The organism is Chitinophaga hostae (assembly GCF_018224885.1).
Classification (GTDB): domain Bacteria; phylum Bacteroidota; class Bacteroidia; order Chitinophagales; family Chitinophagaceae; genus Chitinophaga; species Chitinophaga hostae.
In genome coordinates this window covers 285838-300827 of sequence record NZ_JAGTXB010000001.1, presented here as the reverse complement: position 1 = coordinate 300827, position 14990 = coordinate 285838, and the positions used below count along the sequence as shown (strand labels likewise).

16 protein-coding genes are annotated in these 14990 nt (G+C 47.1%); 12 read left to right on the top strand and 4 right to left on the bottom strand.

The window, feature by feature from the left end:
- The first annotated feature begins 53 nt into the window (after nucleotides 1-53).
- From KE626_RS01280 to KE626_RS01230, 11 genes are all read left to right on the top strand, one after another.
- A complete protein-coding gene (locus tag KE626_RS01280; protein WP_211971061.1) occupies nucleotides 54-344 on the top strand; it encodes a cupin domain-containing protein in 291 nt (96 codons plus the stop codon).
- 8 nt (nucleotides 345-352) lie between these two features.
- Nucleotides 353-511 (top strand): cbb3-type cytochrome oxidase assembly protein CcoS, encoded by a 159-nt coding sequence (gene ccoS, locus KE626_RS01275; protein ID WP_211971060.1) that lies wholly within the window; start codon nucleotides 353-355, stop codon nucleotides 509-511.
- Nucleotides 512-541: 30 nt separating this feature from the next.
- Complete coding sequence (ccoN, locus tag KE626_RS01270) at nucleotides 542-2686, top strand: cytochrome-c oxidase, cbb3-type subunit I (RefSeq protein ID WP_211971059.1); 2145 nt, start codon at nucleotides 542-544, stop codon at nucleotides 2684-2686.
- 10 nt (nucleotides 2687-2696) lie between these two features.
- Complete coding sequence (locus tag KE626_RS01265; protein ID WP_211971058.1) at nucleotides 2697-2876, top strand: CcoQ/FixQ family Cbb3-type cytochrome c oxidase assembly chaperone; 180 nt, start codon at nucleotides 2697-2699, stop codon at nucleotides 2874-2876.
- Nucleotides 2877-2886: 10 nt separating this feature from the next.
- A complete protein-coding gene (locus tag KE626_RS01260; protein WP_211971057.1) occupies nucleotides 2887-3954 on the top strand; it encodes a cbb3-type cytochrome c oxidase N-terminal domain-containing protein in 1068 nt (355 codons plus the stop codon).
- A 23-nt stretch (nucleotides 3955-3977) separates the two neighbouring features.
- Nucleotides 3978-5363 (top strand): cytochrome c oxidase accessory protein CcoG, encoded by a 1386-nt coding sequence (ccoG, locus tag KE626_RS01255; RefSeq protein WP_211971055.1) that lies wholly within the window; start codon nucleotides 3978-3980, stop codon nucleotides 5361-5363.
- 37 nt (nucleotides 5364-5400) lie between these two features.
- On the top strand, nucleotides 5401-5838 hold the full coding sequence (locus KE626_RS01250; RefSeq protein WP_211971052.1) for a FixH family protein: 438 nt from the start codon (nucleotides 5401-5403) through the stop codon (nucleotides 5836-5838).
- 34 nt (nucleotides 5839-5872) lie between these two features.
- Nucleotides 5873-6580 (top strand): sulfite exporter TauE/SafE family protein, encoded by a 708-nt coding sequence (locus tag KE626_RS01245; RefSeq protein WP_211971050.1) that lies wholly within the window; start codon nucleotides 5873-5875, stop codon nucleotides 6578-6580.
- A gap of 6 nt (nucleotides 6581-6586) precedes the next feature.
- Entirely contained in the window at nucleotides 6587-7945 is a 1359-nt protein-coding gene (hemN, locus tag KE626_RS01240; protein ID WP_211971048.1) for an oxygen-independent coproporphyrinogen III oxidase, read from the top strand.
- A gap of 575 nt (nucleotides 7946-8520) precedes the next feature.
- Nucleotides 8521-9468, top strand: coding sequence for a UDP-3-O-(3-hydroxymyristoyl)glucosamine N-acyltransferase (locus tag KE626_RS01235; protein WP_211971046.1), 948 nt, complete (start codon nucleotides 8521-8523; stop codon nucleotides 9466-9468).
- Nucleotides 9469-9557: 89 nt separating this feature from the next.
- Nucleotides 9558-10229: a hypothetical protein gene (locus KE626_RS01230; RefSeq protein ID WP_211971044.1), complete on the top strand. Its 672-nt coding sequence runs from the start codon at nucleotides 9558-9560 to the stop codon at nucleotides 10227-10229.
- Between the two features lie 43 nt (nucleotides 10230-10272).
- Here the strand turns inward: KE626_RS01230 and KE626_RS01225 are convergent, their stop codons facing one another.
- The 3 genes from KE626_RS01225 to KE626_RS01215 all read right to left on the bottom strand — a co-directional run bounded on the left by KE626_RS01225 (nucleotide 10273) and on the right by KE626_RS01215 (nucleotide 13342).
- Nucleotides 10273-11259 carry an NAD-dependent epimerase/dehydratase family protein gene (locus KE626_RS01225; protein WP_211971042.1) on the bottom strand — a complete coding sequence of 329 codons (987 nt, stop codon included), beginning with the start codon at nucleotides 11257-11259 and terminating at the stop codon, nucleotides 10273-10275.
- Nucleotides 11260-11300: 41 nt separating this feature from the next.
- Nucleotides 11301-12152: a 3-hydroxyacyl-CoA dehydrogenase family protein gene (locus tag KE626_RS01220; protein ID WP_346344324.1), complete on the bottom strand. Its 852-nt coding sequence runs from the start codon at nucleotides 12150-12152 to the stop codon at nucleotides 11301-11303.
- A 161-nt stretch (nucleotides 12153-12313) separates the two neighbouring features.
- On the bottom strand, nucleotides 12314-13342 hold the full coding sequence (locus tag KE626_RS01215; protein ID WP_211971038.1) for a phenylalanine--tRNA ligase subunit alpha: 1029 nt from the start codon (nucleotides 13340-13342) through the stop codon (nucleotides 12314-12316).
- Nucleotides 13343-13445: 103 nt separating this feature from the next.
- On the opposite strand from KE626_RS01215, the gene KE626_RS01210 reads away from it, so the two are divergent.
- On the top strand, nucleotides 13446-14288 hold the full coding sequence (locus KE626_RS01210) for a sensor histidine kinase (RefSeq protein ID WP_211971036.1): 843 nt from the start codon (nucleotides 13446-13448) through the stop codon (nucleotides 14286-14288).
- Here KE626_RS01210 and KE626_RS01205 read toward each other — a convergent pair.
- Complete coding sequence (locus KE626_RS01205; RefSeq protein WP_211971035.1) at nucleotides 14285-14971, bottom strand: response regulator transcription factor; 687 nt, start codon at nucleotides 14969-14971, stop codon at nucleotides 14285-14287. The genes KE626_RS01210 and KE626_RS01205 overlap by 4 nt on opposite strands.
- Nucleotides 14972-14990 lie beyond the last annotated feature (19 nt).

The following is a 14990-nucleotide window of genomic DNA, read 5'->3' as shown; positions in this document are numbered from 1 at the left end:
CGGGTGAGGCATGCCTGAAATGCAGCATCGTATTACATCTCAACAAAGAGCAAATGAAAGGTATGAACGTAATGCAGGTAACAGGGAATGAAAGAGTGAAGAGCTGGTCTATCCTGAAAACCAAACGCTTTGATGCCACGCTGCTTATCATGCAGCAGGGACAACAGATTCCGCCACATACATCACCGGCAAACGCGATGGTACTGATACTGGAAGGAAGGATCGCGTTTATGCTGAACGAAGAAATAACGATCCTGGAAACGGGAGACGTTTTTTCTTTTGGTGCTAATGAAATACACGCTTTACAAGCATTGGAAACAGCAAGATTTATTCTCATTAAATAACTATCCGCATGGGGGTGATCATCATTTTACTCGGAGCAAGTTTACTGGTAGCCATCGGCTTCCTGGTGGCATTTATCTGGTCCGTGAAAAACGGGCAGTTTGAAGACGATTTTTCCCCGGCACACCGCATCCTGTTTGATGAACAGCACGATAACGTAAAAGATTAAACGCATTTATCAACACCTTTAAATACCACTATGTCACTCGAAAAATTTTATTACGACAACCGCACGGTAAAATGGTTTGCTTACGCTTGTGTATTCTGGGGGCTGATAGGCATGCTGGCCGGTTTGTGGGCAGCCCTGGAGCTGGTGCTCCCCGGTCTTAACAATGGTTTTGCACCCATTACTTTTGGCAGGTTAAGGCCCGTGCATACCAATGCAGTCATCTTCGCTTTTGTGGGCAATGGTATCTTCATGGGTGTTTACTATTCGCTGCAACGCCTCTGTAAGGCCAGGATGTTCAGTGACCTGCTGAGTAAAATACATTTCTGGGGTTGGCAGGCCATTATCGCCGGCGGTGCATTGACCCTGTTTATGGGCTACACCACCGGTAAAGAATATGCAGAGCTGGAATGGCCTTTTGATATTGCGATTACGGTTATCTGGGTGGTATTTGGCGCCAATATGCTGGGAACTATCCTGCGCCGGCGCGAGTCTCATTTATATGTAGCCATCTGGTTTTACATCGGTACATGGGTGGCCATTGCCATGTTACACATTATTAACTCTTTCGAATTCCCTTTATCCCTGTTCAAAAGTTACAGCTGGTATGCGGGCGTGCAGGATGCACTGGTACAGTGGTGGTACGGACATAACGCCGTAGCATTTTTCCTTACCACCCCGTACCTCGGACTGATGTATTATTTTGTTCCCAAAGCGGCGAACAGACCGGTTTATTCCTATCGCTGGTCTATTATCCACTTCTGGTCACTGATCTTTATTTACATCTGGGCCGGTCCGCATCACCTGCTGTATACAGCATTACCGGAATGGGCACAGTCGCTGGGAACAGCCTTTAGTATTATGCTCATAGCTCCTTCCTGGGGAGGTATGCTCAACGGCCTGCTAACCCTTCGTGGTGCGTGGGACCGGGTAAGGGAAGACGCTATCCTTAAATTTTTTGTAGTAGCGCTGACCTGTTATGGCATGGCCACTTTTGAAGGCCCTATGTTATCATTAAAAAACGTAAATGCCATCAGTCATTATACCGACTGGACCATTGCCCATGTGCATATTGGCGCGCTGGGCTGGAACGGCTTCCTCACTTTTGGTATCCTGTACTGGCTGATTCCACGCCTGTTCGACACGCAGCTATATTCCCGCAAATGGGCTAATACGCATTTCTGGATTGGTACACTGGGTATTATCTTTTATGTAATTCCGCTTTACTGGGCCGCTTTCACCCAGAGCATGATGTGGAAACAGTTTACCGAAGAAGGGCAACTGAAATACCAGTTCCTGGAAACAGTTACCACCATAGTGCCTATGTATGCGCTGCGTGCGGTAGGAGGATTATTATACATCAGCGGTTTAATACTGGCCATCGTTAATCTCACCAAAACAATCCGCCAGGGTTCATTTATTGCCAATGAAGCAGCAGAAGCCCCGCCACTTCCAACCGTGATCGCCACTCACGGAAAAGCGCACTGGCATAACTGGATAGAGCGCAGACCCATACAGCTGGTGGTGTTCAGCCTGGTAGTAGTAGCTATCGGTGGGTTGCTCGAAATGATGCCGACCTTCCTGATACGGAGTAATATTCCCACTATCAGTAGTGTAAAACCTTATACGCCGCTTGAATTACATGGCCGCGATATCTATCTCAGGGAAGGTTGCTATACCTGTCATTCCCAGATGATCCGTCCTTTCCGCGATGAAGTAGCGCGCTATGGAGAATACTCCAAAGCCGGAGAATTTGTATACGATCATCCTTTCCAGTGGGGCTCAAAACGTACAGGCCCGGACCTGGCGCGTATAGGCGGCAAATACCCTGACTCCTGGCACTTCAATCATATGCTGGACCCTACGTCTATGTCGCCGGGATCCATCATGCCTGCTTACCCCTGGTTATTTGAGGAACGGGTCGATAAAAGTAAAACGCCGGCAATGATCAACGTAATGCGTAAGCTGGGAGTGCCCTATGCGATGGGATATGAAAGACAGGCTAACGCCGATCTTGAAAAACAGGCACAGGATATTGCCGCTTCACTCCAAAAAGACAAACTGCCCATTAAGCCTGACCGGGAAATCATTGCCCTGATAGCTTATCTGCAAAGAATGGGAAAAGATATTAAATCGGCGCCTAAACCAGCACCGGAAACTGGTAAAGCAGCATTTTAAATAACACATCATGAAGTTCATTAATTACCTCGAATCCATCGCCGGCATCAGTGTTTATCCAATGGCAGCGCTGCTGTTGTTATTCACCTTCTTTATCGGCGCTTCGCTATGGGCTTTTAAAGCGGATAAAAAACTGATGGATCATATCAGCCGGATTCCTTTAGACAATGATGAAACTAATCCCCTGTAAAAGAAAAACGATGAATAAACAGTTTATACGGCTACTTACCGGCAGCTTACTATGCAGCCTCCCTGCCTTCGCGGATAGTGGCGCGAACGGACCTTCGGAACTATACGATCCGGCGGCGCTGCTGCTACTGGCTGTAACAGGAGGGTTATTGCTGGCCATCATTATTCTTGGCAATGCTGTAATTGGCGCCATGGATATTTTCAGAGAGAAGATGAAGAAAGATGCCGGCAAAGCCGCGGCCATCATAGTAATTGTTTCACTGACACTTTCCGGCAGCCGCTCCTTTGCAACAACAATAGACGACACTCACTCGCCTTACTATACCCACTTGTCACAAACATCTTTTTACCTGCTGATATCCGTGATCCTAGTGGAAATTGCCGTTATCATCAGCCTGTTGTTTGTACTGCGGTTCCTGGCAGGTATTAAGCGCAAGCGCAAACCGGCCAAAATACCTGTACCTGGTAAACCGCGTGTGTCATGGCTGGAAAAGATCAACAATACCAAAACGGTGGATGCTTCCGCAGAAGCGGAAGAAGACATGGGCCACGATTTTGACGGTATCCATGAGCTGAACAATCCAACGCCGCCCTGGTGGAAATGGGGATTTGTTTTCACGGTGTGCTTCGGCATCGTATACTTCTGGCGTACAGAAATATCCCATTCTGCTCCCGGCCAGCTGGAAGAGCTGGCGGATGCTGAACAAAAAGCAGCGGTGGCCAAACAGGAATACCTGAAAAAGGCTGCCGGCAATATCGATGAAAACAACGTGACACTGCTCACAGATCCAAACGATATCGCCGCCGGGCAAAAGATGTTTATCTCCAACTGCGCACCCTGTCACGGGCCGCAGGGACAGGGTGTGGTAGGACCCAATCTTACAGACGACTACTGGCTCCACGGCGGCAAAGTAGACGAGGTATTTAAAACCATTAAATATGGCGTTGCCGATAAAGGAATGAAAGCCTGGCAGGAAGATTTTTCTCCCAAACAACTGGCCCAGCTGGCCAGCTTCATTAAATCGATACACGGCAGTAATCCACCCAACGCCAAAGAAGCACAGGGACAAAAGGAGTAACCGTATCGCCTAAATAATACATCATGACCAACAGCACATTCAGAGATACAATAGCCACAGTTGACAAACAGGGCAAGCGCAACTGGATTTTTGCAAAGCAGCCAAAAGGTCGCTGGTACAATATCCGCAGTTGGGTAAGCCTCTTTTATTTTAGTGTTTTTTTCAGCCTGCCGTTTATTTCTATAAATGGCAGGCCTTTATTCATGCTGAATGTATTGGAGGGTAAGTTTATATTATTTGGCGCCATCTTCTGGCCGCAGGACTTCTTCATTTTCGGTCTGGCCATGCTGGCCTTCATTCTTTTCATCGTAGTTTTCACCATGGCTTTCGGACGGCTCTTCTGCGGATGGATGTGTCCACAAACCATTTTTATGGAAATGTTGTTCCGCCGGCTGGAGTACTGGATAGAAGGCGATGCCGCCGCTCAGAAAATGTTGCAGCAGGCGCCATGGAATACCAATAAAATAGTACGTAAAACAGGAAAGCACCTTGCTTTTTATGCCCTGTCTTTTTTGATTGCCAATATATTCCTGGCATATATCATCGGCGCCAAAGCGTTGGGAGAAATTATTACTGCGCCATTATCCGAACATACCGGGGGATTTATTGCCATCCTGGTATTTTCCGGGGTATTCTATGGCGTATTCGCTTTTATGCGGGAGCAGATCTGTACGATTGTATGTCCGTATGGCCGCTTACAGGGCGTATTACTGGATAAAAACTCCATCCTGGTAGCATATGATTACGAAAGGGGAGAGCCCCGTGGAAAGTTCCGTAAAGACGAATCCCGGGCACATGGCGACTGTATTGACTGTATGCAATGCGTAAAGGTTTGCCCCACGGGAATAGATATACGGAATGGCACCCAGCTGGAATGCGTAAACTGCACCGCCTGTATCGATGCCTGCGACTTCATGATGGAGCAAACCGGTCGCCCGAAAGGACTCATACGCTATGCTTCTGAAAACGGCATTGCCCAAAAACAAAAATTACGTTTTACACCCCGCCTCAAAGTTTACGCTTCCCTACTGGCGCTGCTGCTCACCGCCATCAGCTTTATGCTGGGCAGCCGCAAACCGGTAAGCGGTACTATTATGCGTACAGCAGGCATGTTGTACCAGGAACGGGGAACCGATAGCGTGTCTAACCTGTACCGGATAAAACTGGTCAATAAAACCGGCAGAAATATTCCGCTCGAGCTGAAGCTGGAAAATGAAGCCGGAGTATTATCTATGATCGGGAATGGTGTAATACATGTAAAGGCAGAAGGACAGGGAGAAGGTACCTTCTTTATTGTACTCCCCAAAACGATGGTGCACCAGCGCAAGTCGGCACTGTATGTTGGCCTGTATGAACACAATAAAAGAATCTCCCGCTTACGCACCACTTTTTTAGGTCCGGTGCAGTAAACGGGGTTTGCTATATACATCTTTTAAAAAGATTATCATGAACTGGGGACACAAGATTATTATTGTATTTGCTGTGTTTGCTGCCGGCATGCTTACACTCGTCACCAAAAGCATGCGTACCAAAATAGATATGGTAACGCAGGACTATTACGGCGAGGAATTAAAATATCAGCAGGTAATTGATGGGAAACAAAATGCAGCAGGACTTTCTGCTCCCATCATGGTGGCGCAACCGGAAGAAGGCATCATGATCACTTATCCAAGGGAACTGCTGGGCAAAACAATTAACGGCAGACTCACCTTTTACCGCCCTTCCGATGCAGGAAAGGATATCCACTTATCGCTGCAGCCGGATCCATCCGGTCATCAGCTGATAAACAGGCAGTTATTCATCAAAGGACAATACCGGATGAAGGTGCAGTGGACTATAAATGATCAGCCCTTTTACCAGGAACAACCCATCCATATCCATTAATAATGGGATTATCTGACATCAAAACCAAGGAATCATGATCGCTTCATTTATGCTGGGCTTCGTAGGAAGCTTTCATTGCATTGGCATGTGCGGCCCCATTGCCTTAACGCTGCCTGTACAACATCTGGGCGGCAGTAAAAAGATGGCGGGCATACTACTGTATAATGCAGGACGCATTACTGCTTACGCGATACTGGGACTCATTTTTGGATGGCTGGGTAAACAACTTTACCTCGGCGGATTACAACAATGGTTGTCGATTATTACCGGCAGCTTATTACTACTGGTAATGATGTTGAAGTACCTGGGCATCCGGTGGACAAAAGGCGGGCATCTCCCCAATGCATTTACCACAAAAATAAAATCCATGCTGGGCAGGTTATTACAACAACAGCGCTTCCGTACGTTATATGCCATTGGCTTTCTGAACGGACTCCTGCCATGCGGACTTGTATACCTGGGTGTAGCAGGCGCTGTTGCCACCGGCGATGTAATAAAAGGCATGCTGTTCATGGCGGCCTTTGGCGCCGGTACGCTTCCTGCCATGGCAGGCGTTACCTGGTTCAGTCACCTGATCAACCTCTCCCTGCGAAACAAAATGCGCCGGATGATACCTGTTGTTGTAAGCATCATGGGGGTATTACTGATTCTCCGGGGCCTTAACCTGGGGATTCCTTATGTGAGTCCTGTGTTGGTTCCACACAGTGAACATGTCGTTGAAAATTGTTGTCATAAACCATAAACTATCATGAGTCTTATCACTAAATATAACGTTGCCGCTCCACGGTATACCAGCTATCCTACCGTTCCTTACTGGGAAGAAGCGGGCTTTAACCCGGACAGCTGGAAAACATTGCTCAAAAAATCTTTCACCGCATCCAACAGCAGGGAAGGCATCAGTATCTACATCCATCTGCCTTTCTGTGAAAGCATGTGTACCTATTGCGGGTGTAATAAGTACATCACCGTTAACCATGGGGTGGAAGGCCCCTACATCAATGCACTGCTGAAAGAGTGGGAGCTATATGTAAATACGTTTGGCAGCAAACCCCGGATCCGTGAATTACATCTCGGCGGAGGGACTCCTACTTTTTTCAGCGCCGAAAACTTAACTGCGTTGCTGAAAGGGATATACAGCCAGGCCGAACTGTTGCCTGATGCCAGCCTGAGTTTTGAAGGTCATCCGGGAAATACCACACCGGAGCACCTGCAAACATTATACAATCTCGGCTTCCGCAGGATCAGTTTAGGAATACAGGATTTCGACAGGCGGGTACAGGAAATCATCAACCGCCTCCAGCCATTTGAAATGGTAGCCTCAGTAGTAGAGAACGCCAGGAAAACAGGTTTTACATCTATCAACTTTGACCTGATCTATGGTTTACCGCTGCAAACAACCGGTAGCATGCAAAACACCATCGACAAGGTGGTGAGATTACGTCCCGACAGGATCTCTTTTTACAGTTATGCACATGTTCCCTGGATCAAAGGCACCGGTCAGCGTCGTTATACCGAAGCAGACCTCCCCGGCGATGAAGAGAAAAGACAGCTGTATGAACTGGGCAAGTTGCTGTTCGACAGCAATGGCTATACTGAAATAGGAATGGATCATTTTGCATTGCCCGGAGAAGCCCTCCATACTGCTTTTCTGCAGGGCAGGTTACACCGGAACTTTATGGGTTATACCGTTTCACATACCTCGTTGCTGGTAGGCCTGGGCGCCTCTTCCATCGGCGACAGCTGGTATGCCTATGCGCAAAATGAGAAACAGATCAGTGTATACCAGGAGCTGGTAAACAAAGGAGAATTTCCGTTGGTGCGCGGACATATCCTCAGTGAAGAAGACCTGTTGCTGAGGAAACATATTCACGACCTGATGTGCCACTTTGAAACCACCTGGCATAAGGCAGACACACAATGTGATGCAGTGATAGAAGGACTACAGCGATTGCAGGAGCTGGAGCGTGATGAACTGGTGCAGGTACTTCCTCAAAAAGTGTTGGTGACAACCAAAGGAAAGCCTTTTATACGCAATATATGTATGGCATTTGATGCCCGTCTATGGCGACAAGTGCCACATTCACAATTATTTAGCAAAAGTATCTGAACTATGATGCGTGTGATTATTTTTGATTCACCTGATGGGCGAAGATAATCGTGCAGACAGATGGTGATCTTTCAAGAATATCTTCGCCCATCAGGTGAATCAAAAATAATCTCGCTAATCACAGTTTTTTTTCCTCTTTGAGGGGTATAATTTCCTAAAAACACAAAAAATGAGGGGAGCACCCGTTTCTCCTTCCTGCCGGAAAAAAGGTAAAAAAGTAATGAGGCAGTAGCAGGAGTTTTTAGTGATGTAAAATAGCGATCAGCTGTAACGCTTTATTCATGCGGGTTTCGAAGGCAATAAAAAAAGTCTGACCGTTTAAACAATCAGACTTTCTTGTTATGTGAATGGGTTAGTAAGTACAGGGAAACAAAATTCCCTACACAATATTAAAAAGAATTTCATCACAAAAGAAAAAATTTACAAAAAATTTTATTCACACTACTAAAATAATTGTGGATAACAGCAGATTGAAACTTTCTTATCGTTGTTTTCAACCCGGCATATTTTGATTATTGCAATCGTTGATTTACTACCTTTGTTACTCTTTAACATTATTTAATAATTCAGAGTATATGAAGTTCGAAGCACCTGTTGCAGTAACTGAAATAGCAGCATATATAGGCGCAGAGCTGGTTGGCAACAGTCAATTGATGGCCACCGGCATCAATGAAATACATAAGGTAACGCCGGGAGATATTTCCTTTGTTGACTTTGAGAAATACTATAACGCCAGTCTGCAATCGGCAGCTACAATTATCATCATTAACAAAAAGGTGGATTGTCCGGAAGGAAAGGCGCTTTTAGTACTCGACGACCCGTTTAGTGCCTATGTAAAACTGGTAAAAAGGTTCAGACCATTTGAGCCGGCAACCAAAGCCATCAGCGACAGCGCTGTTATCGGAGAAGGCACCGTTATTCAGCCCAACGTATTCATTGGCAACCATGTGCGTATTGGCAGCAATTGCGTCATTCATCCTAACGTAACCATCTACGATCATTGCATCATCGGCAACAACGTGGTGATACATGCAGGTACAGTACTTGGTGCAGACGCTTTCTACTTTAAGAAAAGAGCAGAGCGGGAAGTAATGTATGATAAGTTACTCAGCTGCGGCAGGGTGATCATAGAAGACGATGTGGAACTCGGCGCCGGCTGTACCATCGACAAAGGCGTAAGCGGCGATACCATCATTGGTCGCGGCACCAAACTGGATAACATGATCCACGTAGGTCACGGCACCGTTATTGGCAAAAATGTACTGATTGCCGCACAGGTAGGTATTGCCGGTAAAGCCCACATTGAAGACAATGTAATCCTCTGGGGCCAGGTAGGAGTGAATAAAGATCTAACCATCGGTAAAGGAGCTGTAGTACTCGCACAAAGCGGAGTACCCGGCAACCTGGAAGCGGGTAAAGTATACTTCGGCACACCTTCGGAAGAAGCCCGGAACCGCAAGAAAGAAATTACCTGGATCAAACGTATTCCGGAAATCTGGGAAAAGGTAAAAGATCTTAAATAAGATTTTCAACAGCGGTTTGTTATGCTGCTGTAGCCTGCAGCATAACAAACCGCTTTCTTAAAAGCCTCTCTGTTCAAAAAACCCGCTTCATGAAGCAAATACTTGCCGCTTTAATCCCCCTGCTGCTATGGAGTTGCAGCACCCCAAAAAAGACACAGACATCCGCTTCTCTTTATACCAACGACCAGGAACTGGCCGCAAAGGTGAAAGATGGCTGGCTTACCGCAAAAACTGTCTCTTTTGGCCCTTATTCCACCTCTTCCCGCAAAAACGGAGTAGCGGAGACCACCTTCATCAAAGACCCTAAAAACGCCTTTAATTTCTTTCTGAACGGCAATAATGAGCATCTGTTGATTCAAACCATGAACACAACAGCCATTGCCTTTGCCAATCGTAATTTACCGTCTTATTTAAGCAGCCTGGCAGGTGCTACGGATCTTCGCTACACGCTCATCAACGGCACGCAAAATGAGCCCCTTAAACGCTGGGAAATGATCGTTAAATCGCCCCACTACCTGGAGCTGAACGACAATAAACCGGTAGGCGTACTCAGGTCTACGGATACAGATATACGCATAACCGCGCATAACCGCTTCGGTAAAGTTAATTCCTACGAAAATATTTGCTATGAATTCCAGTATCGCGGACAACCGGTAGCGGCTGTGGTACCGGGCGATAAACCCAAAGTGTGGGTGAGCAGGGAAGCAGATCCCGAAATGTCGAAGACATTATCTGCAGCCATCGCCGCTTTTTTATTATAGAAAAAGCAATGAGGGGGGTAATATCGTCCATGGCATAACGTCCCTAACGCTTTTCGCCACGCTCCTCAAGGAAGGCGCCTGCAATCCGTTGTATAGTCTGTTCCAGCGGCCGGAACTGAAATTGCGGCAAAGCTGTCAACAGCTTCCTGTTTTCGTAATAAACTTTCATCTGGGCAGTACGGGCAGTTTCTTTGGTTACCAAAGGACGTTTTCCCGTTATCATTCCCTTCACCTTTTCCAGGCGCCATACTACCTCGGCCATCCAGGGCTTCGCGGCAATATGTGGCGGCTTCTTACTCAGGGCTGTTGCCATCGTGGTAAAAAGGCGCTGGTAATCCCAGTTGTCGGCCGACAGAATGAACCGCTCAGCATTGATATCACTGTCCATCAGTTGTATCATGGCAAGTACCACATCTTCCACATCCACAAAACCATTTACGCCCTGGGTATAATAAGGGAATTCCTTCCAGGCATTTTTTAACAGGGCGCCTGACCCGTCGTCCCAGAAACCAGCACCCAGGATGATAGACGGATTTACAATCACCGCATCCAGTCCTTCTGCAATGCCCCGCCAAACTTCCATTTCGCTCTGGAATTTACTGACGCTGTAGCGGGAATTATTTTTGCTGTCTTCCCACTCACACTCCTCGTTCACCGCAGCATTTTCCCTCGCCCTTCCAATAGCAGCCACCGAGCTTACATACAGTAATTTCTTAACGCCGGCATCGAGCGACATGTTCACCACATTAGCTGTTCCTTCCACATTGATCTTGAGTAACCGGTTCCGGTCTTCCGCCTGAAAAGAAACAATGGCTGCACAATGGTACACCTGGGTAACACCCACCAGGGCATCTTCCAGGCTGAAGATATCCATGATGTCGCCGGGAACCCATTCTATTTTATCGGAAATGTCCTGCAACCGGGGAGAAGGCTGTTGACGGTATAGTGCCCTCACGGGTTTCCCCGCTGCAACTAATGCGCGAATTAAATGACTACCCAAAAAACCTGTACCACCGGTTACTAAAATCATGAAGACTAAATTCTTTAACTATAGGGCAAAAATAACTAAAACTATTGTTCGTACCGGTAAAAACCCAATCCTGTTTTGCGTCCCAGCTTACCATCCTTTACCCTTTGTTCCTGGAGTATGTTAGGTTTAAAACGGGGAGCATGGCCAAATGCGTCGTATAAGGATTGTGTTACCGCCAGGTTTACATCATTGCCGATGAGGTCCATTAAAGCGAAAGGTCCCATTTTGAAACCAGCGCTTTCCAGCAGCTGGTCTATGGTGCTGAAGTCGGCCTGGCCTTGTTCCGCTATCTGCATTGCTTCGAGGTAGTAATGCCGCGCTACCCTGTTAACAATAAAACCTGGCGAATCTTTTACCCTTACCGGTACCTTGTTCATTTTCTGCGCCAGCGCGTACACTGCTTCTGCCACTTCCGGCGCGGTATCTTTTCCGCTTACCACTTCCACCAGTTTCATCAGGTGCGCCGGGTTAAAAAAATGCATACCCACCACCCGGTCAGAACGGCTGCTTACCGCTGCTGCTATTTCAGAAACAGACAAAGAGGAGGTGTTGGTGGCAAAAATGGTTTCGGACGGATTGATGCCCGCCAGTTGATTAAACAAGGCTGTTTTGGCGGCAATTTTCTCTACAATAGCCTCGATCACTACGTCGGCTATACAGTCTTCTATTTCAGCGGTAAAACGGATCCGCTGCAGGATAAGATCCTTTTCTTCAGCAGTCAGCTTCCCTTTTTCCACCGCTACGGCCAGACTCTTCTCAATTTGTGCTTTCGCCCTATCCAAACCATCCTGCCGTATATCGAACAACAGTGTATTGAATCCGCTATAGGCCGCTATCTGTGCTATTCCGGCACCCATGGTACCTGCGCCGCATACGGCGATAGATTGAATCACTATTTGAGGATTTTTCAGGATAATTAATAAGCTAAAGGCGGAAAGCGGAAAGTAAAAAGCTATTGCAGCGAATGATAACAGCGTCCAACTATACTCTTCCGCTATTATCATTCGCTGCAATAGCTTTTTGCTTTCTGCTTTTTGCTTTGAGCCCCATACAGCTATACCGCATCTTCAAACTGCTCCAGGAAACGTGTATCGTTTTCAGAGAACAGCCGTAAATCTTTAATCTGGTATTTCAGCATGGTAATACGTTCTATTCCCATACCAAAGGCGAAGCCGGTATATTTTTCCGGGTCAATACCACAGTTGGCGAGTACTTTCGGATGTACCATTCCACAACCCAGAATTTCTACCCAACCGGTTTGTTTACATACCGGGCAACCGGTGCCCCCGCAAATGAAACAAACGATGTCCATTTCAGCGCTGGGCTCTGTAAACGGGAAATAGGAGGGACGGAAACGGATCCCGGTGTTTTCGCCAAACATCTCCTTCACAAAATGATACAGTGTTTGCTTCAGATCTGCAAACGATACGTTTTCGTCAATATACAACCCTTCTACCTGGTGGAAGAAGCAGTGTGCACGGGCGGAAATAGTTTCGTTGCGGTATACCCTTCCCGGGCTGATGATACGGATAGGCAGCTTACCTTCTTCCATCACCCTTACCTGGGCGGAGGAGGTTTGGGTACGCAGCAACCAGTCAGGATTTTTGCTGATGAAAAAGGTATCCTGCATATCACGGGCCGGGTGGTTTTCCGGCAAATTCAATGCAGTAAAGTTGTGCCAGTCGTCTTCGATTTCAGGCCCCTCAGCGATAGCAAAGCCCAGTCGTTCAAATATGCTGATGATTTTATTCCGCACCAGACTGATGGGGTGGCGGGTACCCAGCCGGTGAGGCGCTGCAGGAAGCGTATAGTCGATATCGCCGGTAGCCGCGCCGCCAGCATCCTTCAGCTCACTGAACTGCTCGTAACGGGATTCCGCGAGTTGTTTAAATTCGTTTAATATCTGCCCAAATTCTTTCTTACGGTCATTCGGTACCTGCTTCATCTCCCCGAAAAGAGCTTTCACGATACCCTTTGTACCCAGGAATTTTATGCGGTACTGTTCCAGATCCGCTGCGCCGGCAGGCGTAAAAGCCGCTATTTCTTCTTTGTAGGCTGCTATTTGCTGTACTAACTGTTCCATAAACGACAAAGATAAGCGATTAGGAGTAATAAACTGTGGTGGCGAAACACCGTGTATATTTCCGGAAAATGACGTATATTTTCATCAGCAAATCAGAGGGGGTATGACTGTAACGATACACAATACTTCGCTGTTATTCGCCACAGCCGGGTCTATCGCATTTTTCCTGCTTTTCCTCCATTACAGATCCCGCTACCTTGTACTTAAAAACAATGAAGCGGTGATGACCCGCCATAGTAATCTACAGGAAAAAGAACTCCTGCTGTTGCGCAAACAATTTTCCGAGCTGAAGCTGGGTACGCTTAAATCTCAGATCAATCCGCATTTCCAGTTCAATTGCCTGAACGGAATTTATACGGCCCTGCTTACCGGGGAAACAGCCCTTGCCCAGCAATATGTGTCAGGGTTTGCCCTGCTGCTACGGAAGGTATTAACCCTGTCCGATAAAAATTTCGTTTCCCTTCAGGAAGAGTCAGATATGCTGGAACTATACCTTAAACTGGAGCAACTCCGCACCAATAACGGGTTCGAATATACCCTCACCACAGATCCGCGTATCTCGCCACGCGCATTGCAGGTTCCCTGTATGCTGGTACAACCTTTTGTGGAAAATGCTATCTGGCACGGATTGATGCATAAGACTGCCGACAGGCAGCTGCATATCGGGTGGACACAGCTTTCCCCGCAGCTTTATGCCTGCGAGGTGACCGACAACGGCATAGGCCGTGTACAAGCCCTACAGTACCATCACGATGGATTAAAAAGCAATAACCATCATTCAAGGGGCATGGAAATATGCATGGAAAGGGCCTCACTTTACAGAGCCATGTATCATACCCAGTTTAACATAGAAATTACAGACCTGCCGGGAGCAGAAAATACGGTACTGGGCACACGTGTATATATCACTTTTGAGGTAGCAGCAGCCATGGGCAGCACCGGCTAAAAAATCAGTTTATAACCCACCCCCCTGATGTTTACGATCTGTACCCTGGAATCATCTTTCAGGTACCGGCGAAGTTTGGTGATAAATACGTCCATACTGCGGGCATTAAAAAAGTTATCATCTCCCCAAAGATCCAGCAATACTGTTTTCCGCTCCATTACTTCATTCTTGTTATCGTACAACCGGCGTAAAATAGCGGCCTCGCGGTGAGAAAGAAACTCAATGGTATTGTTACGGGCAAGGGTTTGCTTGGTGTAATTAAAAATATATTGCCCGATAGACACCGCTCCTTCTTCCATTTCACGGGTACCGGGATGGTCGCTGAAGCGTTTCAGTAAGGCCGTAATACGGACAATCAGCTCGTCCATACTAAACGGTTTCTTCAGGTAGTCGTTGCCGCCGAGCTCAAACCCCTTCACCACATCCGCCGTCTGGGATTTGGCGGTAAGGAAAATGATCGGCGTAAATTTATCCTGTTTACGGATCTCTGCGGTGACGGTAAACCCGTCCATATTGGGCATCATTATATCCAGTACCACTACATCCGGATGCTCCTGCTGATACAAACGTAATCCCTCCCTGCCATCGGCAGCATACAGCATTTCAAAGCCACGCATTTCAAGGCTGTCTTTCACAATCTGCCCAAGCTGTACTTCATCTTCTATCAATAATACTTTTGCCATAAATCGCTTTATTTATTGT

Bases quoted from the DNA above. Each gene is read 5' to 3' on its own strand.
- ccoN (WP_211971059.1), top strand. From the start codon at position 542: ATGTCACTCGAAAAATTTTATTACGACAACCGCACGGTAAAATGGTTT.
- KE626_RS01230 (WP_211971044.1), top strand. From the start codon at position 9,558: ATGAAGCAAATACTTGCCGCTTTAATCCCCCTGCTGCTATGGAGTTGC.
- KE626_RS01250 (WP_211971052.1), top strand. From the start codon at position 5,401: ATGAACTGGGGACACAAGATTATTATTGTATTTGCTGTGTTTGCTGCC.
- KE626_RS01205 (WP_211971035.1), bottom strand. From the start codon at position 14,971: ATGGCAAAAGTATTATTGATAGAAGATGAAGTACAGCTTGGGCAGATT.
- ccoS (WP_211971060.1), top strand. From the start codon at position 353: ATGGGGGTGATCATCATTTTACTCGGAGCAAGTTTACTGGTAGCCATC.
- KE626_RS01225 (WP_211971042.1), bottom strand. From the start codon at position 11,259: ATGATTTTAGTAACCGGTGGTACAGGTTTTTTGGGTAGTCATTTAATT.
- KE626_RS01215 (WP_211971038.1), bottom strand. From the start codon at position 13,342: ATGGAACAGTTAGTACAGCAAATAGCAGCCTACAAAGAAGAAATAGCG.
- hemN (WP_211971048.1), top strand. From the start codon at position 6,587: ATGAGTCTTATCACTAAATATAACGTTGCCGCTCCACGGTATACCAGC.
- KE626_RS01210 (WP_211971036.1), top strand. From the start codon at position 13,446: ATGACTGTAACGATACACAATACTTCGCTGTTATTCGCCACAGCCGGG.
- KE626_RS01265 (WP_211971058.1), top strand. From the start codon at position 2,697: ATGAAGTTCATTAATTACCTCGAATCCATCGCCGGCATCAGTGTTTAT.
- KE626_RS01280 (WP_211971061.1), top strand. From the start codon at position 54: ATGAAAGGTATGAACGTAATGCAGGTAACAGGGAATGAAAGAGTGAAG.
- KE626_RS01260 (WP_211971057.1), top strand. From the start codon at position 2,887: ATGAATAAACAGTTTATACGGCTACTTACCGGCAGCTTACTATGCAGC.
- KE626_RS01235 (WP_211971046.1), top strand. From the start codon at position 8,521: ATGAAGTTCGAAGCACCTGTTGCAGTAACTGAAATAGCAGCATATATA.
- ccoG (WP_211971055.1), top strand. From the start codon at position 3,978: ATGACCAACAGCACATTCAGAGATACAATAGCCACAGTTGACAAACAG.
- KE626_RS01245 (WP_211971050.1), top strand. From the start codon at position 5,873: ATGATCGCTTCATTTATGCTGGGCTTCGTAGGAAGCTTTCATTGCATT.